General features: G+C 28.6%; 20 protein-coding genes and 1 tRNA gene. 4 read left to right on the top strand and 17 right to left on the bottom strand.

Going from position 1 to position 23,809, the window contains the following annotated elements; genetic code table 11:
* Window positions 1-29: 29 nt before the first annotated feature.
* The gene (locus tag KQI18_RS07810; RefSeq protein ID WP_216467225.1) at window positions 30-1,349 is read right to left on the bottom strand and encodes a CCA tRNA nucleotidyltransferase; all 1,320 of its coding nucleotides are present in this window, start codon (window positions 1,347-1,349) and stop codon (window positions 30-32) included.
* Between the two features lie 616 nt (window positions 1,350-1,965).
* A complete protein-coding gene (locus tag KQI18_RS07805) occupies window positions 1,966-2,436 on the bottom strand; it encodes a pyridoxamine 5'-phosphate oxidase family protein (protein ID WP_216467224.1) in 471 nt (156 codons plus the stop codon).
* 190 nt (window positions 2,437-2,626) lie between these two features.
* On the opposite strand from KQI18_RS07805, the gene KQI18_RS07800 reads away from it, so the two are divergent.
* A complete protein-coding gene (locus KQI18_RS07800; protein WP_216467223.1) occupies window positions 2,627-4,045 on the top strand; it encodes a PLP-dependent aminotransferase family protein in 1,419 nt (472 codons plus the stop codon).
* Between the two features lie 103 nt (window positions 4,046-4,148).
* Here the strand turns inward: KQI18_RS07800 and lepA are convergent, their stop codons facing one another.
* From lepA to gpr, 4 genes are all read right to left on the bottom strand, one after another.
* Window positions 4,149-5,954, bottom strand: coding sequence for a translation elongation factor 4 (gene lepA / locus KQI18_RS07795; protein WP_216467222.1), 1,806 nt, complete (start codon window positions 5,952-5,954; stop codon window positions 4,149-4,151).
* A 152-nt stretch (window positions 5,955-6,106) separates the two neighbouring features.
* The gene (locus KQI18_RS07790) at window positions 6,107-6,319 is read right to left on the bottom strand and encodes a hypothetical protein (RefSeq protein ID WP_216467221.1); all 213 of its coding nucleotides are present in this window, start codon (window positions 6,317-6,319) and stop codon (window positions 6,107-6,109) included.
* Window positions 6,320-6,340: 21 nt separating this feature from the next.
* Window positions 6,341-7,354: a stage II sporulation protein P gene (gene spoIIP / locus KQI18_RS07785; protein WP_216467220.1), complete on the bottom strand. Its 1,014-nt coding sequence runs from the start codon at window positions 7,352-7,354 to the stop codon at window positions 6,341-6,343.
* Between the two features lie 12 nt (window positions 7,355-7,366).
* Window positions 7,367-8,323 (bottom strand): GPR endopeptidase, encoded by a 957-nt coding sequence (gpr, locus tag KQI18_RS07780; protein WP_216467219.1) that lies wholly within the window; start codon window positions 8,321-8,323, stop codon window positions 7,367-7,369.
* Window positions 8,324-8,938: 615 nt separating this feature from the next.
* Here gpr and rpsT point away from each other — a divergent pair.
* The gene (gene rpsT, locus KQI18_RS07775) at window positions 8,939-9,205 is read left to right on the top strand and encodes a 30S ribosomal protein S20 (RefSeq protein WP_216467218.1); all 267 of its coding nucleotides are present in this window, start codon (window positions 8,939-8,941) and stop codon (window positions 9,203-9,205) included.
* A 203-nt stretch (window positions 9,206-9,408) separates the two neighbouring features.
* Here the strand turns inward: rpsT and holA are convergent, their stop codons facing one another.
* From holA to KQI18_RS07750, 5 genes are all read right to left on the bottom strand, one after another.
* Window positions 9,409-10,437 carry a DNA polymerase III subunit delta gene (holA, locus tag KQI18_RS07770; protein WP_216467217.1) on the bottom strand — a complete coding sequence of 343 codons (1,029 nt, stop codon included), beginning with the start codon at window positions 10,435-10,437 and terminating at the stop codon, window positions 9,409-9,411.
* Window positions 10,406-11,668 carry a ComEC/Rec2 family competence protein gene (locus KQI18_RS07765; RefSeq protein WP_236887690.1) on the bottom strand — a complete coding sequence of 421 codons (1,263 nt, stop codon included), beginning with the start codon at window positions 11,666-11,668 and terminating at the stop codon, window positions 10,406-10,408. Before KQI18_RS07765 ends, holA begins: the two co-directional genes overlap by 32 nt.
* A gap of 165 nt (window positions 11,669-11,833) precedes the next feature.
* Window positions 11,834-12,349, bottom strand: a complete 516-nt coding sequence (locus tag KQI18_RS07760; RefSeq protein ID WP_216467216.1) for an ECF transporter S component — start codon at window positions 12,347-12,349, stop codon at window positions 11,834-11,836.
* Between the two features lie 142 nt (window positions 12,350-12,491).
* Window positions 12,492-13,661, bottom strand: a complete 1,170-nt coding sequence (locus KQI18_RS07755; RefSeq protein WP_216467215.1) for a GNAT family N-acetyltransferase — start codon at window positions 13,659-13,661, stop codon at window positions 12,492-12,494.
* Window positions 13,662-13,667: 6 nt separating this feature from the next.
* A complete protein-coding gene (locus KQI18_RS07750; protein ID WP_216467214.1) occupies window positions 13,668-14,573 on the bottom strand; it encodes a DUF2156 domain-containing protein in 906 nt (301 codons plus the stop codon).
* Between the two features lie 198 nt (window positions 14,574-14,771).
* Here KQI18_RS07750 and KQI18_RS07745 point away from each other — a divergent pair, with 198 nt between their 5' ends.
* Window positions 14,772-15,605 (top strand): ComEC/Rec2 family competence protein, encoded by an 834-nt coding sequence (locus tag KQI18_RS07745; RefSeq protein ID WP_236887689.1) that lies wholly within the window; start codon window positions 14,772-14,774, stop codon window positions 15,603-15,605.
* Between the two features lie 74 nt (window positions 15,606-15,679).
* Here KQI18_RS07745 and KQI18_RS07740 read toward each other — a convergent pair whose 3' ends face one another.
* From KQI18_RS07740 to KQI18_RS07720, 5 genes are all read right to left on the bottom strand, one after another.
* Window positions 15,680-16,390, bottom strand: a complete 711-nt coding sequence (locus KQI18_RS07740) for a tRNA threonylcarbamoyladenosine dehydratase (protein ID WP_216467213.1) — start codon at window positions 16,388-16,390, stop codon at window positions 15,680-15,682.
* 844 nt (window positions 16,391-17,234) lie between these two features.
* Entirely contained in the window at window positions 17,235-17,339 is a 105-nt protein-coding gene (locus tag KQI18_RS14550; RefSeq protein ID WP_216467328.1) for an XkdX family protein, read from the bottom strand.
* 108 nt (window positions 17,340-17,447) lie between these two features.
* Window positions 17,448-17,544: transfer RNA gene (locus tag KQI18_RS07730), tRNA-Sec, on the bottom strand.
* Window positions 17,545-17,778: 234 nt separating this feature from the next.
* Complete coding sequence (locus tag KQI18_RS07725) at window positions 17,779-18,621, bottom strand: 3D domain-containing protein (RefSeq protein ID WP_216467212.1); 843 nt, start codon at window positions 18,619-18,621, stop codon at window positions 17,779-17,781.
* A 214-nt stretch (window positions 18,622-18,835) separates the two neighbouring features.
* Complete coding sequence (locus tag KQI18_RS07720; protein WP_216467211.1) at window positions 18,836-19,510, bottom strand: uracil-DNA glycosylase; 675 nt, start codon at window positions 19,508-19,510, stop codon at window positions 18,836-18,838.
* A gap of 310 nt (window positions 19,511-19,820) precedes the next feature.
* Between KQI18_RS07720 and KQI18_RS07715 the strand changes: the two genes are divergently transcribed.
* The gene (locus KQI18_RS07715) at window positions 19,821-20,867 is read left to right on the top strand and encodes an FAD:protein FMN transferase (protein ID WP_216467210.1); all 1,047 of its coding nucleotides are present in this window, start codon (window positions 19,821-19,823) and stop codon (window positions 20,865-20,867) included.
* 64 nt (window positions 20,868-20,931) lie between these two features.
* Here the strand turns inward: KQI18_RS07715 and KQI18_RS07710 are convergent, their stop codons facing one another.
* Window positions 20,932-23,682, bottom strand: a complete 2,751-nt coding sequence (locus KQI18_RS07710; protein ID WP_216467209.1) for an ATP-binding protein — start codon at window positions 23,680-23,682, stop codon at window positions 20,932-20,934.
* Between the last annotated feature and the right edge of the window lie 127 nt (window positions 23,683-23,809).

The raw sequence follows: 23,809 nt of genomic DNA, 5'->3' as shown, positions 1-23,809 counted from the left end.
TTGTATATAAATTTTCCATATCTTAATTGTTATAAAGAAATTTTTTTTAATAATTTTCTTTCGTTCAACTCAGGATCATTAATCACCATCCCTAACAGTCTATTCAAAACAATACCAACATCCTTGCCTTTATATCCCAACTCTATCAAATCACTTCCATTAATAGCAAGATCCTTAATAGTAAAGCATTCTTTGTTCAGCAAAATATCTTCAAGTATATTTTCTATTTCAATTAACTCCAAGATCCTGCATTTAATATATTTCGGATTCTTAGCAAGAGTATCAGCCCACTTTACTTTTAATAAATCTCTAAAAAGCTCGACACTTCCTAATTTATTTAAAAGAGCCTTTATACTTCTTCTGTTAGGCAATAGTTTGCAGTCGTGGTACATAACAAGAGTGATAATTTTTCTTTTTGTATTATTGTTGTACTTCAATCTATTAAGAATATCCCTTGATATATTTACAGACGACTTAGCATGTCCATAAAAATGGTCAATTCCTTTTCTATCAGTTGTCTTTGATGTGGCCTTACCTGTATCATGTAGTAACATAGCCAGCTTTAAAATCAATTTATTTTCAATAGCATCTACTGCAAAAAGCGTATGCTCTAATACGTTATATCTATGATAAGGTGTGTTTTGTTCAACTTCCTCTAATATACAAATCTCTGGCATAATAAGCTCAAGTAAACCTATATCTTTTAGCAATTTTATCTTAGATGAATCTGAAATCATAATTTTATTTAATTCTATCTGTATTCTTTCATTTGAAACTTCTTTTATAAGATTTGCTTTTGTTTTTATACTTTTATAAGTAGTACCTTCTATTTTAAAGTTTAATTGAGAGGAAAATCTTACTGCTCTAAGCATCCTCAGTGCATCCTCTTCAAACCTTTCATCTGCTTCTCCTACACATTTTATGCATTTATTTTTTATATCGTCATATCCATTAAATGGATCTATAAGTCCTTGATCCCCATTGTACGCTATAGCATTTATTGTAAAATCTCTTCTTTTTAAATCTTCATTTATATTACTGCTAAATTCTATAGAGTCAGGACGTCTTTTATCTGTATATTTTCCATCTATTCTATATGTTGTAACCTCGTAGCTATTAGTTTCTAGTAACACAGTAACTGTTCCGTGCTTTATTCCTGTTGGTATCGTTTTTTCAAATATTCTTATGATATCCTCTGGTTTTGCATTTGTGGTTATATCCCAATCATTCGGATCCCTTTTTAATAGCGAATCCCTCACACATCCCCCTACAATAAATGCTTCAAATCCGTGTAGATTTAATCTATCAATTATATTTCTAACGTCTTCTGGCATTTTAATATATACCATTAATATCACCTTTATCCAATCTTAAAACCCTTCTTTTTCAACATTATTCTTATCACTATAATTATACACATTTTGGTAACTTTATTCAAACCAATTAATAGTATATTATTTAATTTTTTTTAAAATTATATTATATTTTTGTTGATTATTTAACTAAAAAAGGCTATAAATATAAATTGATTTATTTTCAAAAACCAAATCACGATTAAGCCCATTCTTTTTTAAATATTGTTTACACATAAAAAATTTATTATTCATATTAATATTTAAAAAACATATTTATCCTTAGCCAATTGTTATAAATATTATTAATCCATATAACTCTTATCTTCAATCCCTCATTACTACAGTAGTAGAGAACTCTTGCCTATCCGCTGGCGTACGTACAGGGGGAGGAACTAATTTTATTGTATCAACAACTTTTCAAACTCATTTATAAGTGTATAGCTAATGATCTAATGTTGATATATAATTAGAATATAAGATCATGATTTCTATAAATAAAAGGCGTTAGTTAATAAAACTAACGCCTTTTTAAGTATGATTGAAAACTAAGTATAAAAATAAATTCTAGTAATTTATTACTCTAGCTCTTTTTATTTTAATCCGTCTAATCCTAATAGTATTTACCAGTTATTTGATCTATATTTATTTCAATAATAGCAGTTCCTTTAATCATATTTTGAGGTATTTCATAGTTTGTAATATCAGGTGTGTATTTAACTATTATTTTATTTAAAACCTCTTCCTTTACTTTTAAATCCTCTATTATTTTAGCAGTTCCTAAAATAACAACACTTTGATACTTTGTGTTTGTATCACATATTTTTTTATCTTGATCTAAAACTATTCCATACATTTCATAAATGTTAAAACATACATTGTGATTGAATTTAATATTTTCTATTTTTTTACCTTTAGGAAGTCCATGAAAATATATTTTATCATTTAAATATACAAAATGGACAGGTACCACATAAGGTGTTGAATCTAAATTTATTGTAGCAATTGTACCTGTTTGTATGCAATTTAACATTGTTTCAATTTGTGACTTATCTAATTGGTGTTCTTTCATTCTATGTTGCATAATGATATCTCCTTTATGTTTTATTTTTAACCTATATAATAAAAAGTAATAGTGAAAAATAAGAAAAAATATTATATAAATTTAAATCTAAATACTTGTTTTATGCTGAGTATTAGTATATACTTACACTGGTTCTATAACAAGAGCCACTAAATCAAAAACTATAGGAGCCACATAAAGGAGATTAAAATTGATTTATATAGATAAAAAAAGCAAAACTCCATATTATTTGCAAATATATTATCAACTTCAATCAGATATATTAAATAGAAAACTTAAATCAGGGGATATACTTAAAGGAAGTCGTATGTTATCGAAAGAAATTGGTGTTGGAAGAAACACTGTAGATAATGCCTATGCTCAACTTGCTGCAGAGGGTTATATTGAATCTAAATTAGGGGTAGGATTTGTTGTTCAGAAGATAAATAAAGTAAATTTTAGTACTTCAAATACTGAAAGTTTACCTAATTTAAAATACGAATCAGAAAAATTCAGTGAGGAAAATATAATATATAATTTATCCTATGGAGATTTTACAGTTGATTTATTTCCGGCTATTCAGTGGAAGAAATACATGTCAGAAGCATTATCAGAAAAAAATATATCTAATGTAAATAAATGCATTGATGGTAAAGGAGATATACATTTAAGAAAACAACTAGTAAGTTACTTGGGTAAATCAAGAGGAGTTTGTTGTACTGAAGATCAGATTGTAATAACTTCAGGTTTGCAACATTCTTTAGACATTATTTGTAAACTTGTATGTCCCCCCATCGGTGGGACTATTGGCTTTGAAGAACCTGGTTATGATGGTGCAAAAGTTGTATTTGAAAACAATAATTTAAACATTGAAGCAATAGATGTTGATGATAAAGGTCTAGAAGTATCTAAATTAATTAAGTATGAGAATTCATACTTAAACGCTATATATATTACACCTTCACATCAATTTCCAACAGGAGCTACAATGCCAATTAATAGACGTTATGAAATACTTAACTGGTCTAGAAAAAATAATACATACATACTAGAAGATGATTATGATAGTGAATTTGGATATCATACAAATCCCATACCATCATTACAATCTATTGATAAAGACAATAGAGTTATCTATTTGGGAACTTTTTCAAAGACACTCTCACCATCAATTCGTATAGCTTATTTTGTTATACCAAAACAACTACTAAATACTTATAATCAAACTTATGGAAGATATAATAATAGTGTATCTTGGATCGATCAATATATTTTAAGTAAATTTATCGAAAGTGGTTTTTATGAACGACATGTTCGTAAGTTTCGTCTAAAATTTAAAAAGAGATATGACTTATTTATTAAGGAATTAACAAATATGAATGATGATATTAAAATACATCAAAATGGAACAGGTTTATATTTTATATTAGAGTTTCCAGAAAAGTATAATCAGAAGTGGCTTATAAGAAAAGCTCGTGATGAACAGATACAAGTTTATCCAACAATACAATTTTGGCAGAATAAAGAACATTGCCCAAAAAATACTTTATTTATTGCTTTTAGTCAGATTGATATATTTGATATACCAGATTGTATTTCTAGGTTAAAAAAGGCTTGGTTTACAGAATGATATAAAGATTGCCTACGACTTAAAACCAATATCGGCAAATCGTAGGCAAATTTATGTTTATTATAATTGTAATAATATAAAATCAAATACTCTTTTTCTTTGTTTATTCATCAAGTTTAAGAACAGACATAAACGCCTTTTGTGGTACTTCAACAGACCCAATCTGACGCATACGTTTCTTACCTTCTTTTTGTTTTTCAAGAAGTTTTTTCTTACGAGATATATCTCCACCATAACATTTTGCAAGAACGTCTTTTCTAAGAGCACTTATAGTCTCTCTTGCGACTACCTTATTTCCAACTGCTGCCTGAATCGGTATAGCAAATTGATGTCTAGGTATTTCACCTTTAAGTTTTTCACACATAGCTTTTCCCCTTGCATAGGCTCTAGTTTCATGAACTATAAAACTAAGTGCATCTACTTGCTCTTTGTTTATTAGTATATCAAGTTTTACTAGTTTAGATGGTACATATCCTTTTATTTCATAATCAAGAGAACCATATCCTCTAGTTCTAGACTTTAGAGCGTCAAAGAAATCATAAACAACCTCATTAAGTGGCAAATCATAATGAAGCATTACTCTTCTTTCATCTATATACTCCATATTATTCATTGTTCCTCGTCTCTCTTGGCATAACTCCATAACAACACCAACATAGTCTTTCGGAACAATTATGTCACCTTTAACTATTGGTTCTTCTATCATATTTATCTCAGCTGGCTCTGGTAAGTTTGCTGGATTTTGTATCATTACTACTTCACCGTCATTTTTAGTCACTCTATATATAACTGATGGTGCAGTTGTTATAATGTCTAGATTGAATTCTCTCTCTAGTCTCTCTTGAATAATTTCCATATGAAGAAGCCCCAAAAATCCACATCTAAAACCAAATCCCAAGGCAGCTGATGTCTCAGCCTCATACTCTAAGGCTGCGTCATTAACTTGAAGTTTCTCTAATGCATCTCTAACGTTTTCGTATTTCTCGCCTTCACCTGGATAAATTCCACAATAAACCATTGGAGTTGCTTTTTTGTATCCTGGTAATATCTCAGTAGTTTTATTATTTGCATCCGTAATTGTATCACCAACTTGACAGCTCCTAATATCTTTTATACTTGCTGCTATATATCCAACATCTCCAGCACTTAAATTATCGAGTTCTGTCTGTCCTGGAGACATTACTCCTACCTCTGTTACCTCAAAGTCTTTTTTTGTATTCATCATCTCTATAATTGTACCTTTTCTTACAGTTCCTTCGAATACTCTTACATAGGCAACTACACCTTTATATGCATCATAGTAAGAATCAAATATCAGTGCTTTAAGTGGCGCATCTTTGTCTCCAGTTGGCGCCGGCACATTTTTTACTATATCTTCTAATACATCTTCTATGTTTATTCCGTTTTTAGCAGAAATAAGAGGTGCTTCACTTGCATCTAACCCCACTAACTCTTCTATCTCTTCTTTTATCTCATCTGGTCTAGCACTCGGTAGATCGATTTTATTGATTACTGGAAGTATTTCTAAATCTTGCTCTATAGCTAGATATACGTTGGCAAGTGTTTGAGCCTCTACTCCTTGGGCTGCATCTACAACTAATAATGCCCCTTCACATGCTACCAAGCTTCTTGATACTTCATAATTAAAGTCAACATGACCTGGAGTGTCTATAAGATTTAAATAATATTCATTTCCGTCCTTAGCTTTATACACCAATCTTATATTCTGAAGTTTGATTGTAATTCCTCTTTCTCTCTCTAGATCCATGTTATCTAGTAGCTGATCCTTCATTTCTCTTGCGCTAACAAGGCCAGTTTGTTGTATTAATCTATCGGCTAAGGTAGACTTACCATGATCTATATGTGCAATTATACTAAAGTTTCTAGTTCTACTTTGCTTATTGTCCACCTACAAATTCCTCCTTCTTTATTCGTCAATAAATATTATATAGCATTTAACCTAAACTGTCACTTGATTTACCTCTATTTTCACAGAAATAGTAAGAATTGGGGTTGCCATAAATTTATCGATTATTTTCGGCAACCCCAATTTTCTGAATTTTATTTGAAATTTTTTAAAATATTTGATATATGTGTATTTATAGAAGGAAATTTACTGACATTTTCTCCTAACATATCTTTTGCACTGCTATCTATTTCAAATATACAGTATGCAGTTATAACTATCATTACTAATATAAATATAACTCTTAAAACAAGTTTATATTTATTGTTCTTTTGTTTACGCTCTATTGTCCTTTCTAAACGACTCATACAGCATGCTCCTAATTAAAACTATATATTTGCTTCTCCATTTTGTCTAAAATACTCATCTAAAATTTCTGCCACATATTTTGATGTTTCTTTCGCTTCTTCTATTGTCGTAGCATTGCTACCTATTTCTATCAATAGATGTTTTTTCGCTGCAAATTGATTAAACCTTGCATAATCTTTCTCTATAATTGGAGATACAAGACCCGGATATTTTTTCTGAGCAACTTTATTTATATCCTCTGCAAGAGCTCTTAACTCTTTACTATTGTCATTTTTACCACCGATGACGAAGAAGAATTTAGCAACTCTTTTTCCGTCTATCTCAGTTGTATACTTTTTATGATCTTTTTCCTTTGTCGCCTTATCTTTTATATCTCTTGCGTCTCTATGCAAATCGATTGCTATATCAACAGAAGGATACTTAGGCAACAATTCCTTTACTGTTTTTAAACTACTTGAATAAGAGTTATTATATGATGGATAGTCATGGTATTTTGTTGTATGGACTACTCCCCATCCTTTGTTAGCTAACTCACTAGTTAATACACTTCCTACCTCCATTACAGAATTTACTTTATCTGTAGAATGATAGTTCCCTTTTGGTGAATTTGAATAAGTCTCACATCCATGTGTATGGTATATAAGTATTTTAGGGTTGTCTTTTGTAACTCTCATATCGTTTTTATAATTTAAACTTGATACTGCTTTACTATTTTCCTCTTCCGCATCTTCTTTAGGAATATTTTCTTCTCCTACAAATACTTTTACATATTCTTTATTTACTTTTGCATCCTGAGATTCATCTTCCTTTTTATTTTCATTGTCATTAGATTTTTTTTGTTCATTTGTATCTTTTTGTTCTTCTTTTTTATCTTTAACTTCTTTATTATTCTTTTCTTTAACTGTTGCTTCTGGATAAGTTGAATTTATTAAAAACTTTAAGAACTCATCTTGGCTTACTGCAAATGTTGTATTTGTAAAAATGCCTACTAATAAACAAGATACTATCAATGATCTGAAGCATTTTTTTAACATACGTTTCCCTCCTTATTTAGCCACCCTACCAGGGTGGAGAGATCTGTTTAGCCCTTCACTTATTATTATTGATAAATTTTCTATTGTCTCATCTATATCTTTTGGTGTTACAATTAGATTTTTATCATAAGGGTCTAAAGATTCTCTAATAAGATGATACTTTTCATCTTCTTTTAAATTTTTTAGCATATTGTAAAAATTTTCATTACCTTCTGATTGTGTAATTAAATTATCAATAGCTAAGTCTAGTACATCGATTGTAAGCGTGGCAGCGTCTACAACTGTAGGTACACCAATTGCAATAACATCGACACCTAAGTACTCTTTATTTAAAGATCTTCTCTTATTTCCTATTCCTCCTCCTGGAGCTATCCCAGAAGTAGCTATTTGAATTGTAGAATTTACTCTCTCCATTTTTCTAGAAGCTAATGCATCTATAGCTATTACCCTATCTGGTTTTATCTTGTCTACTAGAGATTTGACAATTTCACTAGTTTCTATACCTGTTATTCCCATTACACCTGGACTTAATCCCGAAACTTCAGAAAAATCATCGTCGTAATCTTTATTGTAATTTTTGAATATGTGTCGTGTAACCAGTGTCTTAGATACTGATTTTGGACCTAATGCATCTGATGTAATATTCCAGTTACCAAGTCCTATCACCAGAGTTTTCTTAGTTTTGTCATCACCTAAAACCTCTTTAAGCTCATCTTTTAAGTATTCAATCATTTCTTCTCTTGACTCGTCATCATCAAACTTCATAAGATTGCTCTCTAATGTTATATACTTACCTATCTCCTTGTTCATAATTTTTGAACCTTCTTCATTCTTTATCTCAACTTTTGTTACTTTGCAATTTTCAAGTTCTTTGTTTTCTACTTCTACGCCTGGGATACTACTTCCTGCTTGAGCTTCTTCGTACACTTCTTTAGCTTCTACAGCTAAATCTGTCCTAATTTGAATCATATTAACCTCCATCTTTAACTAAATGATATCTATAATTGTTAACAAAATTTATTATTTTATAACAAAAATTAGTAAATTTATTTACTTTCTGTGGATTAAACAATTTATTTGTTATTAAAAGTATCCAATTTTTTGTATTTATTTCGTTGTATATTATAAAGACTATAAGTCGTAAAATATGAATTATAGGAGGAAAAAAATTATGAATTTAATCTTTTTTAGTCTAAAAGGTATTTTAAATTTTTTATGCACAAACTTATTTTTATTTGGTTCTTTTATTTTTAGGTATTAAATTTTATTTCTAAGTAGATCGATAATATTAAAGAAGAATTTATTTAATTTTAATAATAAATAGTATTTACTTTTTTTATAATTAGTGGTATAAATTTTACGTCCTTGTACTAGAATATAGATGTCAAATTATATATTATAATAAAGACTTTAGATCTAATTTATGTGTTGTAAAATCCTATTCTATGTTATATAATCTAAAAGGAAAAATTATTGAACTTATATTTTATATGTAAATATTTATCCTTGATTTTTAGTTTTATTTCTGCTAAAATCTAATATGTTGACAATGTACAGACAATAATAAATGAGGAGGTGAATGGTTTGGCAAATATTAAATCAGCTAAGAAAAGAATACGCGTTATCGAAAAGAAAACTGCTTTAAATAAAGTAAGAAAATCTCAAATAAAAACTGCAATAAGAAAATTTGAAGATGCTGTTGCTGCAGGAAACAAAGAAGACGCTGTTGTTAAGTTCCAATCAGCTCAGAAGAGAATTCATCAAGTAGCTTCTAAAGGAACTATACATAAGAATGCTGCAGCTAGAAAAGTAGCTAAGCTTGCTAACAAGCTAAACAGTATGAACGCATAATTCTGTTTAATATTCTTATTGATAAAATATAAAAGCCAAAGATATTAACTATCTTGTGGCTTTTTTTATTATAGTAGGAAATATCACAAATTTAACTGCTTAATATAAAACTTAAATCAAAAATCAAAATCATATAAAAAAGGAAGTACCTAAAACTAATATAATCATTAGTTAAGATACTTCCTTTTTTAATCATATCTTATTTAGCAGTACTTACCTATAAAAATTTCAACTGCTAAAGTATCCCTAATAAGCCCGTTTTTTATCTTATAATCACTGTCAAGCAGATAATTAATAATTTCAGTTATCTCAGCATCTGAAAAGTTTGATGTTTGCTTCATTGCTTTACCCGCAACGAAAGGATGTATTCTCAATCTCTCAGCTATCGCTTTTGATGATAGCCTTTCAGACTGAAGACCTCTAGCCTGTATTATTAATTTAAACTGTCTTGATATCATCGCAAATATTCCAAGAACAGATTCACCTTCTTCAATCATATCATTAAGTATCTTCATAGCACTAGATGAGTTCTTTGCACCTATATTATCAATAAGTTTAAATATGTCATTTTCAATTTTCTTTTCAGTTAATTTATCTATTGCCTCTCTATCAACAGCATTTCCTTTTCCAATAAATGAACTAATCTTATTTATATCGTTTCCAAGATCTGCTAAGGTCTTTTCGCTGCTTTTATCTCTGTATCCGATTTGCTCTATAAAGTGCATGATTTGTGGATTTTCTATTATAACTCCATTGTTTTCAAATGTCTTTTTAGTCCACTTAAACAAATCCATATCAGATAATTTATCACAATTAACTAATTTACCATTTTTATTTATTTTTTTAACAAATGATTTTCTCTTATCAATTTCACCATACACTAAAAATACAACTGTAGTTGTATCTGGCATATTATCAATATAATCAAGTAAATATTTTTCATCGCTGTCTGAGAAATTTTTTTTCTTTCCCTTTAATAGCTCAAAGTCTTTTATTATTATTATCTTTCTTTCATCCATAAACGGAAGTGTTTCAATAGAACTTATTAGGTTACTAAGTTCTGTTTCCCTTCCATCTATAATATCTAAATTAAAATCTATCATGCTTTCATTTAATTTTCCCTTAAAAGCCTTTATAGCATTGTCTATAAGGAAGAATTCCTTACCATAAAAAAGATATAGATTTTCCATTTTGTCGCCGTTAATACTCTTTATAATATCCTTGTAATCCATTATCCTGCTCCCTCATCTCCTTTATCTCCCAATAAACCATATATGTAAATACAACTATATAATAAACCAACACAATATAAAACTTAGGGTTATTAATATCCAAATATGCAAAACTTAAATTGCCGACTTTGTCAAGTAAACAGTATACATTCTTAATAATTGATAGATTAATAAACGCAACAATTTTACTTATCAATAAAATTTTATATAAAAGTATACTAATAATACTCAAGTACATTATCACCGCTATAAATGGTACTACAATAATATTTCCTAATATAGAAAGAAGAGGAATCCCTCCAAATGTATAGTATATTATCGGCAATGTCAAAATATTTGAAGATATTGTGATTGAAATCAGCCTAAATTTTATAACCCTATAAAAAAAGGGTCCGAAGTATATTATAGACAATGTAGATAAAAAAGACAATTGAAAACTTACATTATACACAATAAAAGGGTTGCTAAATATTAATAAAACACCTATAAAAGCTAGTGTTGATATACCATCTCTTTTTCTATCGACAAAAACAGAAAAATAAAGCACTAATGAGAAAAATATAGCTCTTAATACTGAAGGAGAAGATCCCACCATTACGCTAAATATAAACATAAATACCATTAAAATAAATAGTTTGTAAAGATTATTTACACCTCTAATTAGAAAAGTGATAATTAAACACAATATACCTGTATGAAGTCCTGAAATAGCTATAATATGGCTTGTACCCGTTCTCTTAAACATAATCTTCTCTTCTTCTTCTAGGTCACTTGATTCTCCTAGCAAAATAGAATTTACGAAATTAGAATATTCTTTGTACAAATATCTAGTTATATTTCTTATACGCAACTTAAACTTGCCTATATATTTATAAAGTAAATTAACGCCTGATATATTATATGATTTAATATAGATAATTCCCTTACAACCTGTACTTTTTACATATCTTCCGTAATCAAAGTTATTAAATTTCATATTGTCTAAGCTCTTAAATTTACCCTTTACAACAACATTTTGTCCAATCATTAGATTAAAATTTTTAGAATAATCATTTACCAAATAAGAACCTACTTTATATTGATTGTATTTTTTCTTCTCAACTTTATTTTTTACTATACCCTCAATAACTACTAAACGATCATTAAAACTGTAGTCATATTTTTTAAAACTAGTAAATAAAATATCTGTACACAAAACAATTAGAAAAACAATAATCATAGGCCTTCTCAAACATTATCCACTCCACAAAGTTTTATCTAGATTATTTCATATATAAGATATTTTAAAACAAATAAAAATAAAAAAATAGAGATTCGTATAATATAAATAACCTATTTTAACAAAAAAGCATTTACAAGTATACTTAAATACTTGTAAATGCTCATATATATAGATTTATATATTTCCTTGTTTGTGTAAGAAATTTTTATTATAAGCTTTACCGACATAGTATGAAAACGGAAGTGCGATAACTGTGCTAATTATACCTTGTATCGAATTTGCTGGAACAGATCCAAATGCGATTATCCAACTACCTTTTAGAACATATCCTCCAATTAAATATCCACCTACCATGACAATAGTACCAACTATCATGGCAACAGCCATAGAACCTTTTGTTTTTATAGATCTGTATATCAAACCTACTACTAAACCCTCTAAACCTTTTATTACTAATGTAAACGGTGCCCAATGCGTGTATCCACTAAGAATATCTGCAAAGGCCGATCCAATTCCCCCTGCTAGCATCCCCGGTATTGGACCTAATACAACTGAAGAAATAAATATAATACTATCTCCAACATTTACATAACCACTTGTTCCTGGTATTGGTATCTGAATAACCATTGTGGCAACACATACAAAAGCTATCATAAGTCCGTTTAAAACTAAATTCTTTGTGTTATTCATCTACTACCCTCCTCATATTTTTTATAGCTTAATTATATCTGAATATAATTATAGCTACAATGGAAATTGTATCGGTACAATTTCTTTTTAGATTAATATGGAAATAAAATTTATACTATAAAATCAAAAACGACTATATTTATTAAATATAGTCGTTTATAAAATTAACTTTTTTACAGATTAGATTATTAAAAAATTCTATAATTATATTTCTTTTATCAGCTACATCCACCTCATAAAGAAATAATGTTTCTTCAATATTTAAATACGAAAAAGCAATTTGAGTCAATGCATTTATACTTAATTCCAAATCTTCTTTTTCTTCTGTAGTTTTAACTGTTGCACTTCCATCTTTTATATTCATTTTAAATACATGATTGTTTTCTTTAATTTGATCATCTACAATTTTTATATTTAAACTTCCTTCATAATCTTTATTTGTATCAATACTTTCAAAATATTTAATTACATTAATTACTCGCCCCATCATAAACGGTATAAGTTTAAGATCGACATCTTTAGGATTATCTAATATAAGTTTAAGTTTATCATCTATAGGAGCTGATATAGATACTTTTTTACACTGAGTATTGTGATTATATATAAATCCCATCATTGATTTCAGCGAGTCTATATCTTTATAAAATAATTCTCTTACAAACATAGTATTTCCGTTAAAAGAGTAAATCAAATATCCTTTATAACCATCATTTTCATAAATATAAAAATTACCATCTTCGCTCTGTATTTCTTCAAATAAATTTTTGAAATACTTATTGTCCCTAATAGTATATCCATTTAATCCATTCTGAAAGCTATCAGCCATATCTATAAGAGCTTCCATATGATCCTTATTAGATTTATGAAAATTTCCTTTTATCCTAAAGCTTCTCAAATCATCAACGTCAATATTGTATTGTATTTGGTCATAGCAATGCTCATAGCCATATCTTCTATATATTCTGTAGTCAATAGGCATTAGTATAGATACTTTCTCTCCTCTTTTATACAGCTCTTCAAGAGTGAAGTTCATCATTGATTTCATAAATCCCTTTCCTCTAGCTTCAGGTAGAGTTGAAACACCTACAACATATGATGTATCGTAATTTTTAGAGTTTAAATTAATTTTATATTGACCAAGTTGTAAAGATGAAATAATGTTCCCATCTTGCTCAACTACAACATTGTGTTCTTTAAAATACCTTTTTGAAAAATAATAATCCATGAATTTTTCTGTATCTCCAAAACAGTAACTCCATATCTCTTTTACGTCATCTATGTCTTTATCTATAGCATACCTAACATTTAACATACAATATTACGCCTCCTTGACGCTGTATTTTTCCACAAATCTTATCGGATGGTAAGAAAGTTTTGCTTTTCTAAGTCCTTCTATTCCCATATCTTCTTCTCTATTTACAAACTCAGCATCTGGGAATTCACTCACTAAAAACTGTTGATTTATAAAAGGATATAAACCTCTAATATCTGGATTAGCTTTCTCTACATGAATTAAAGCCATATTTGGATTTAAGTATTCTCCTATAGAAAATGCCTCTAGTTTTCCATCTATAGAAACTCCAAATACTTTTACTCTATCACTTAGTACATCATAATCATCAAATATTTTTTTGATTCCTACATATTCATCATCCATGCTCTCATCAAAGTCATCGCTCTCTTCTTTGTTTGCTTCCCAATCATTTAGAAGTTTAAGACAGGCATCAAAATCTTTTTTTCCTAGAAGTCTGTATTCATATCTTCCATCGTACTCTTTTAGGAAATAGTTAATATGATTTCTTTTCTTTTGATTTTTTCTTCCTTTTAATGTTCTAAGAGCATCTGCATCATAAACATAGTCAAATAGATCTCTTTCTTCTATATATTCAAATTTTCCAACATACTTTTCTTTTAAGAAGTCTACTACCTCATCCGTTATACCTCTTAAAAATATTTTTTTATTGTGCTTTTCAAAGAAGTTAAGTACAAAGTCAACTACTTCTGGCAGCTTATCTTTTTTTGCTAAAGGAAGTATAGAGAAACTATCTCCTTCGTACTCTCCAACTAATACTGCAAAATCATCTCCTATATAGTAACCTGTTTTGTATACATGTTGCCACATATAAAGCGTACTAAAACAGTATTCACATGCTTCATAATCCACTAGATCAAAATACGGATCCAAATCCCGTTTTGCATCTAGATTTATTTCTTTAAATAACATAAAATCCTCCTACATTTTAACGTGCATTGTTTAAAACACCTATTTATCTAAATCGAATAATTTAATTTAGATTTATAGCTAATATATTGTATTAAGATACCTTCAAATGTCAAAAATACAAATGAGGTAATTTACTTCTATTATATATTACCCATACTTTTTACATATAAACATCCAAAGAATGGAGTGGTTTATCAATTGAAAAGATGTCTTATTACAATATTACTTATTATAATAACACTTTTAAGTGCTTGTGACAAAACTCCTCTACTATCAGTTCATATTATCGATGTCGGACAAGGTGATTCTATCCTTATTCAAACGCCATCTAAAAAAAATATTTTAATAGATGGAGGTGACGAAGATAGCGGCAATATAGTTAAAAGCTATCTCAGAAGAAAGAGAATTAAAACCATCGATAAGGTAATAGCAACACACCCTGACAGCGATCATATTGGTGGCCTCGATAATATTATTGATGTGTTTGAAGTAAATTCTATATACATGACTGAAAAAACTTCTGACAGTGAATCATATATAAATTTGATAAATTCCTGTAAAAAGAAAAATTTAGATATTAAGTTCTTGGCCAAAGACGACCAACTAGATTTTGATAAAGACATTGATGTGCAAGTTTTATCTCCATCCAGGCTTTATGATGAAAGCAATCTTTCCTCTATTGTCTTTTATATGAAATATAAAGATAATGAGTTCTTATTTACAGGAGATTCAGAAAAAGAAAATGAAATTGAAATTCTGAATTCATACGATTTTGACGATATCGACTTTTTAAAAGTATCACACCACGGAAGTAGCTCATCTAGTTCTTCAGAGTTTATATCTGAAGTTAGTCCTAATATATCTGTTATTTCTTGTGGCTACAAAAACCAATATGGACATCCACATAAAGAAACTTTAAACACTCTTCACAACAATGGATCTCTTGTCTTAAGAACCGATAAAGTAGGAGATATGATTTTTTATAGTGATGGTAGCAAAATTTTTACAAAGAAAAATTATGATCACGATTAAAATACATAAATAGTATGTAAAGTATGATGAGACTAAATATAGACTCACCATACTTTTTTCAATAAATTTTACTCTTATTGTTCACCAACTATTTCATTTACCACAACAGAAGCAATTGTAAGTCCCCCAACAGAAGGAACAAACGAAATACTTCCAGGAGTTAACTTTCTTCCATTTACTACTCTCTTTTTAAGCTCTACTGGAATTTCAGTAGAGTATACCACCTTTAAATCTTTAATTTTTCTGTCTCTAAGCTCTTTACGCATAACCTTCGCAAGAGGATCTGTCGATGTATTGTATACATCTGTTACCACTATCTTTGTTGGATCTACTTTGTTGCCCATGCCCATACTACTAATTATCTTTATACCTTTTCTTTTACAAGTTTCTATCAGATGTATCTTTGATGAAACCATATCAATTGCATCTATCACATAATCGTATTCTTGGTCAAAGAATTTGTCGCTAGTATCTTCATTATACTTTTCCTTAAACTTTCTTATATTTATTTCTGGATTTATATCCAAAATCCTTTCTTCCATTACATCTACCTTATCTCTTCCAACAGTAGAGTGAAGAGCTGGTATCTGTCTATTTATGTTAGTTATATCTACATCATCGAAATCTACAATAGTAATGTTGCCTATACCCGCTCTAGCAGTTGCCTCTGCAACAAAACTTCCTACGCCTCCAACTCCAAATATTATTATATTTGCAGTTTTTAATTTTTCTAAACCTTCGTCACCAAGCAAAAAGCTTGTTCTTGTTGTAAAGTTGTTATCCAATCATTCCACTCTCCTATTAGCTGTATATCTATAAAAAATCCTTATTATATTATAACAAAATAATAAAATAAAAAAAGAGTATCTATATATAAAAACATCAACGTAGAAACATATCTGATATTATTATATAACCTATGAATTTAATATATTCATTCAGGGGTCATTTTAAGCATAAAATTAGTTACCCTTCAGTAACTACGCCTACAATTTCCTATTTATAAACTAATAAATCTTTAAATCTTTCTATGATATACAAACAACAGATAATTGAAGCTTGACGCAATGAGATTGGAGTTATTGGTAGCGGATCCACTACAAACCCAAATGTAAGATTTGCTATTTCTGCTTTGGAGGAATTTAGTAGATAAAAAACCGATAAATAAAGCAATTGCAATTCCTTCTTTAATTTACATAGTTATTTCTTCACCGATAATAGAATTTTTGATTTTATGACTAATCTACCTCAAAATTTACAATAAAAAAGCACCTACAATTGTAGATGTCTTTTAGTAATAATTATAAATATTGTGAGAAACGCAATTAAAATGAGAATTACCTCAAGCCGTTTATATTATATACATTTATTTTTATTTTAATACAAAAAACATCTTTATTTGTAAAGATGTTTTTTGGTGTTGCAGAATAACTTTTTTAATTTTTTTAATAAATATAATGTCATTATAATATATTTAATCATCCTTAATATTATGCCTCTATAATAGGTGCCTTTTAAGATGATGCGTATCAGTTTATAATAATTTATAATACCTAATAATAGGAGTGAAACAGTTTTGGTTATCCATATATCGTGCATTATTAATTTTAAATACAAAAACACCGCTGGTTAAGAGTCGAATAACAATATAACCAGGGTGTTTATCTTGTTTAATTCTACTGCTAGTTGAACTTGATCTATCGTCCATAACTTATTGTTATAGAAGTAATTGATTTAAAAGTATCGTCATATTCATAGATTAGACTTTATGGTATCGAAAATGTATCAATGATAAATAAAAAACCTCTAAACATTAGAATTTCTAACGCTTAGAGGTTTTACTGGCGGGAATGCGTGGGAGTCGAACCCACCTAAGAGGCTCCTAACCCCTCATACTAGTTTTGAAGACTAGAGGGCACACCGGCACCCATCCACCCCCATATTTAGATATTTTTCGATAAAACTCTTACCAACGAAGTTAATAATATCACAAATTTGAATTATTTGCAATAATCTTTATAGAAATTATAAATACAATTCTATATATTTTATAGTTTAACTCTATAATAAATAAAATACCCCAAAAAAGTAATATTTATTCTTACTTTTTTGAGGTATTTTATTTATTATAGTTATATCTAATTACAAAACTTTAATTTTTATATATTTAAATTTATTTACCAAGTATACGTATATCTATAGTTTTTCTACCCCAGTTATAAACTGTACTAGAATCGTTCATAAATATATCTATCTTGTTACCTTTTATTGCACTACCACAATCTTCTGCAGTAAATACCATATCAAATTGAGGTATATACACCTTAGTACCGTAAGGTATAACTTTTGGATCTACCGCTATAGTCCCCCACTTTGGTTTTGTTCCTGTAGCTGTTATGCTATGCCCTGAATATGCAGTAGCAACAACTTTCATACTCTGTCCATTTTGACTAGTGCTAGTTTTAGATGAAGATGTTGCTAAATTTCTTGAACTAGTCCCTCTTGATGTAGCAACTTGCATATCTACATCAGCAACTTCTTTAACAACTTTGTTTACTGGTTTAGTCTTTACAATTTCCTTAACATATTCTTTGTTTACTAGATCACCATTATGGTAAGTTAGTTTATATACTACTTCATTTTCCCCTGCTTTACCTTCTTCTTTTACTTCAGTCTTTCCAGATGTAGAATTTGCATTTTTAATAACTTCTGTTAAAAAAGGAATCTCTTTCTTTTCTTTAACTGTTTTTTCTTCAACGTTTATAACTTCTATTCTGTCTCCACTTGCTAGCTTTTTATTAAATCCTGTGCTTACTATATCATTATCATCATATTTAACTTTTTGATCTTCTAGAATACTTTTTACATCCGATTTTAATGTTGACACCTTCGTCTCTTCACCATTTACTACTAAGGTTATCTCCTTATTAATCATCGAGTATCCTGATAGAATTCCAACTGACAGTACAACTGCTAAAGCAGAGACTTTCAAATTGCTCATTTTCTTAAAACTCATAAAAAATTTCCTCCATTGATAAACCCATATAATTTATATTTAATCTCAATTTCCATATTTTTCTTTCGTAATTTACTGTAACCATATTGTAACCTTTAAATTTTATTTTGTCAAATTCAAAGAAAAAAAATGTACCCACCAAGCTATTGCAAGCATTTGAGTACATTTTCGACTTGTTACAACACTGTTACTTTTGTAGTTTTTACAAAATTTGCTACAGATTTTCTATCTGCCAATTTATAGGATCTTTACCAAGTTCGGTTAGAATATTGTTTATTTTTGAGAAATGTTTGCATCCAAAAAATCCTCTATATGCTGATAATGGACTTGGATGAGGCCCCTCTAATATGTAATGTTTACTTTTATCTATTAGTTTTACTTTACTTCTTGCATTGCCTCCCCAAAGTACAAATATGACTGGATCTTCACGATTACTTAAAAGAGATATTATTTTATCAGTGAAAATTTCCCATCCTTTATTGTTATGAGAATTTGCTTCATGTGCTCTTACTGTCAGAGCTGTATTAAGTAGCAACACCCCTTGATCCGTCCAAGGCACTAAGTACCCGTTATTTGGCATGTAACAACCTAAATCATCCTGAAGTTCTTTATACATATTAAGAAGTGATGGTGGAGTCTTTACATTTGGCTGCACTGAAAATGACAAGCCGTGGGCTTGATTATCTCCATGATAAGGATCCTGTCCTAGTATTAAAACTTTTGTATCTTTATATGACGTATGCTTTAGTGCTTCGAATATAAAATGCATATCTGGGAATATCTCGCGGGTGCTATACTCTTTAATTAAAAACTTTCTCAAGTTTTTGTAATATTCTTTCTCGAACTCTGCAGCTAGTAAATCATCCCAATCATTTCCTATATTCACCATATTAACAGTCCTCCAATATATTATTTATTTGATAAAATTGTATATGTAATTATACAAAATACCAATGAAAATTTATTAATGTATTTTAATTATTTTTTGTAAGGTTTTGTCTTTTTAAAATATTTTAATACTATTTTTTCACTATTTTATAATATCATTTATGACTAAAAAACTCAAAATTTTGATTTAAAATATAACAAATAAATCCTCATTTTTTAATTTAACTCAGCATTCTATTACAACAAATAAAATTCTACAAATAACTATGATATAATAAACAATATACAAATTCATAGGAGGAAGAACTATCATGAATAATAAAAAAGTCACCTACCCTATAATACTATTGACTTTAGGACTTATATTATTTTCTTTTTATAGAGCTTATAATAAGCCTACTGAGTACTCAAAAAACTATTTTGCTCTTGGTACAGTCAATGAGGTAAAAATTTATAATGTAAAAAAATCTAAAAGCGAAGTAATCCTAGACGAATGCGAGAAAATATTAAGAGACATAGAAAACAAAATGAGTACAAAAATATCTTCAAGTGAGGTAAATAAGATAAACAATGCTTCTGGAGAGTCATATGTAAAAGTCTCTGATAAGACTTATTTTGTAATTAAAGAAGCAGTTAAGTATGCAAAGATTTCTGACGGAAATTTCGATCCAACAATCGGTCCTCTATCTAGCCTCTGGGACATAGGAACAAATGAAGCAAAAGTCCCCACTAAAGATGAAATCGATAAACTACTTCCGTTAGTTTCTTATAAAAATATACTTTTAGATGACAACAATAAATCAGTAAAACTAAATAAAACTGGTATGAAATTAGACTTAGGCGGAATTGCTAAAGGATATGCAGCTGATGAAATTGCGAAATATCTAAGGTCTGAAGATGTAGAAAAAGCTATAGTAAATTTAGGCGGAAATATATATGTAATTGGTACTAAAAACGATGGTTCGGAATTCAGTATCGGTATTCAAGACCCAAATAAAGAAGATGGAAAAGCTATAGGTAATATAAAAGCTCATGATACATCTGTAGTAACTTCTGGTATTTATGAAAGATTCATAAAGAAGGACGGAAAACTTTATCATCATATATTAAGTCCATTCGATGGCTATCCTTATGATAATGAACTTAGCGGAGTAAGTATTATCTCTTCAAAATCAATTAACTGCGATGCACTTTCTACTTCAGTATTTGGACTTGGAGTAGATGAAGGACTTAAATTGGTTAATAGTCTTGACGATGTAGACGCAATATTTATAACTAAAGATAAAAAAATCTACTTGTCTAACAGCGCTAAAGGTAAATTCAATTTAATCAGTAAAGAATATACAGTCATTGAGTAATTCTTAAATATATACTATTAAATCAAAAAAACACCGTATATTAATTATACGGTGTTTTTTTGATTTAATAGTATATATCAGAAAACTCAATTTTTATTCTTTCTTCTAAGTTATATATTCTTTTATCTTCATTAACTATATCGTAAATTACTGGCTTAATTGGTACTTTTAGCCTGAATTCAGTTCCTTCATTCTCGTTACTCAATACTTTAATATCTCCACCATGTAGTTCTATAAGATTTTTCGCTATTGAAAGGCCTATTCCACTTCCCTCAGTATTTCTAGAAAGTGTTTTATCTACTTGTGAAAACTCTTCAAATATTATCTCTAGCTTGTCATTTGGTATCCCAACCCCTGTATCTTTCACACTAACCACAACATCCTCAGATTCTACTACGTATATGTTTATAGAAATTGTCCCTCCGTAATCTGTAAACTTTATACAATTTGAGAGTAGGTTAAGCATAATTCTTTCAAACTCTAATTTATCAATGTATGTATTTATCTCTTCTTCCTCAGTATCGAATACTATACTCAATCCTTTCCTTGATGAGTATGGCTCTATTTTCATGAATAAATCTTCAACTACTTCTACAACATTATAACTAGCTAACTTCAATCTGTAAAAACCAGATTCCATTTTAGTTAAGTCTATAATATTGTTTATTAGCCTCTGAAGTCTATATGAACTCTGTCTTACTAACTCTACATGTCCTCTAATATTGTTATGGTAATCTATAACTTTTCCACTTCTGTAAAAAGAGTCTACTAGTTGGTTAGAGCTAGAAATTACATTTAGTGGAGTTTTTAATTCATGAGACATATTTGCAAAGAACTCAGTCTTAATTTTATCTGCCTTAAACCTTTCAAGCAATTCAGCTTCTGCTAGCTCATAATTTCTCTTATGTATTAAATCCTTGACAATAATCATAATTAACTTACTTTTTTTCATCGTAAAAGGAAGAATACTTAGTTCAACATTTTTACGTTCACCACTCAGTGAAATAAATTCGTGAGATATAAGGTTTTCACTACTGCTATCATTTTTTACATTCTTCACTAATTTCTCTATATCTTCGTATTTTAAAGAATTGTCTACAAATTCTTTAAGATTTTTGCCTACTATCTCAGATGAAGTTTCCATATCCAATATATTTAACATAGATTTATTTACATATGCAATCTTCATATTTCTGTTTACAAGACAAATACCATCTGGAAGTACATCTATAAAGTCAGCATATGAATCTTGGCTATCTTCGAGTTTTATTTTAGATATTTTACGATCAGTTACATCTCTAACAACTATTATATAGGTATCTTTATCATCTTTTGCATATTTAGCATAGTCAAACTCTACATAGATAATATTCTTTCCAACCCTATACATTCTTTCAAGCTGTCCACGTTTACAACAAGCTAAAAAATCTATTTCATCTATTTTTTCCTTAAACATCTTTTTACAAGCTCTATTTGTATAAATAATTTTGTCGTCGTGAACAACAACAATACCATCGCCAACGCTTTCTAAAAATCTTTCATATCTCTCATTTGCTTGATATATTTTTTCCTCAGCTTCTAACTTTTTAGTTTTATCTTTAAATACACATAAGACTCCCTGTATATTTGATCCAACTATCAAAGGTGATAACTTCACTTCAAAAGTCATTTTATCTACTGTTTCTATATGTTTTATTGCGTCTAATTTTTCTTTACATACATAATTAAAACTCTCCATCAAGTCATTGTAGTTTATTATGTACTCATGTAAACTATCTTTAGGTTTTCCGGAAATAAATATCTCTTCAAAAATTGAATTTGCAAAAGATATTTGTTTATGTAAATTTAATACAATAATCCCATTACAGGAAAGATCTAATGTAGTTTGAAGTTTTATTTCTTTTTGTTGAAGCTCTTTTTTTAAATCAGCTATTTTTTGGTTTTCTAAAATCAGCATTTTATTTTTTTCTTGCAATATTTCATTCTTTTCTTTAAGTTGATCATTTGTGTAATTTAATTGATCATATGTCTTTTTTACTGTTATATAAGTCATATATCTATAAATATAATACATAGTTAGATTGATTGTAATTTGACTTATTACATCAATTACATATAAATTATTTATAATAGGGTAAAGCAAAGAAGGCACTGTGGAAATTAACAATAATTGTACAATTCTCTTATAACAAATTTTTTCTTCCCCTAATATACTAATACTATCCGATTTAATTTTTCTAAGCACTAATATTGAGAAAAATAACATAGTCAAACTAATAAAAACCCTAACCTCATAGTACGGAATCGTTCCATTTCTATTGCTATCTATAAATTTAAAAAACAATACTACTGATACTATAATTACTAAAAAAATTACAAACTCAACTACACTCCTAGTAACAGTTTTTTTATTCTTTACATGTCTAATACCTAAGTATATTGCTACAGCAGGAGATAAATCAGTAATTGCAAGTGTTATTATGTTAATATCAAACATCATTTCTGGTAAGACTCTAAAATTTAAATACTTAATTAAGAATATACATTCTACACCACCTATTATTATTGCAACAATACCTAAAAATGTCTGTAAAGTTTCCATTTTATAACGACTTGTGTTTAATATAATCATTCCCATTGCAATTAAAAATGTGGCATATAAACAATGAATCATAATTTCAAATCTTACAATATCATTTATTAAAAACATAACCGTTACCGATATCAAAATTAAAATCGTCACATCTCTAACTTCATTAAATTTTATTCCATTTATATTTACAGCTTCGGCTAAACCTGTTTTCAAATCGCTCATACTCCTTAACAATATTTTAATATAAATAACTATACGATACTCGACACATTAATTCCTTCTTTCATTTTCAAATACAAATAAATATATTTTTTTATTTTTTTCAACTTCATTATATCGTACAAAATTT

This window comes from Metaclostridioides mangenotii (genome assembly GCF_018917235.1).
Classification (GTDB): Bacteria; Bacillota; Clostridia; order Peptostreptococcales; family Peptostreptococcaceae; genus Metaclostridioides.
This window is presented reverse-complemented; position numbering and strand designations above follow the sequence as displayed.

Coding starts and splice junctions, on each gene's coding strand:
- KQI18_RS07720 (WP_216467211.1), bottom strand. CDS start 19,510: ATGGTGAATATAGGAAATGATTGGGATGATTTACTAGCTGCAGAGTTC.
- KQI18_RS07710 (WP_216467209.1), bottom strand. CDS start 23,682: ATGAGCGATTTGAAAACAGGTTTAGCCGAAGCTGTAAATATAAATGGA.
- KQI18_RS07755 (WP_216467215.1), bottom strand. CDS start 13,661: ATGTTAAATGTTAGGTATGCTATAGATAAAGACATAGATGACGTAAAA.
- KQI18_RS07750 (WP_216467214.1), bottom strand. CDS start 14,573: ATGTTATTTAAAGAAATAAATCTAGATGCAAAACGGGATTTGGATCCG.
- holA (WP_216467217.1), bottom strand. CDS start 10,437: ATGGATTACAAGGATATTATAAAGAGTATTAACGGCGACAAAATGGAA.
- gpr (WP_216467219.1), bottom strand. CDS start 8,323: ATGATTCAAATTAGGACAGATTTAGCTGTAGAAGCTAAAGAAGTGTAC.
- KQI18_RS07760 (WP_216467216.1), bottom strand. CDS start 12,349: ATGAATAACACAAAGAATTTAGTTTTAAACGGACTTATGATAGCTTTT.
- KQI18_RS07805 (WP_216467224.1), bottom strand. CDS start 2,436: ATGCAACATAGAATGAAAGAACACCAATTAGATAAGTCACAAATTGAA.
- KQI18_RS07790 (WP_216467221.1), bottom strand. CDS start 6,319: ATGAGTCGTTTAGAAAGGACAATAGAGCGTAAACAAAAGAACAATAAA.
- KQI18_RS07810 (WP_216467225.1), bottom strand. CDS start 1,349: ATGGTATATATTAAAATGCCAGAAGACGTTAGAAATATAATTGATAGA.
- spoIIP (WP_216467220.1), bottom strand. CDS start 7,354: ATGTTAAAAAAATGCTTCAGATCATTGATAGTATCTTGTTTATTAGTA.
- KQI18_RS07715 (WP_216467210.1), top strand. CDS start 19,821: ATGAATAATAAAAAAGTCACCTACCCTATAATACTATTGACTTTAGGA.
- KQI18_RS07725 (WP_216467212.1), bottom strand. CDS start 18,621: ATGAGTTTTAAGAAAATGAGCAATTTGAAAGTCTCTGCTTTAGCAGTT.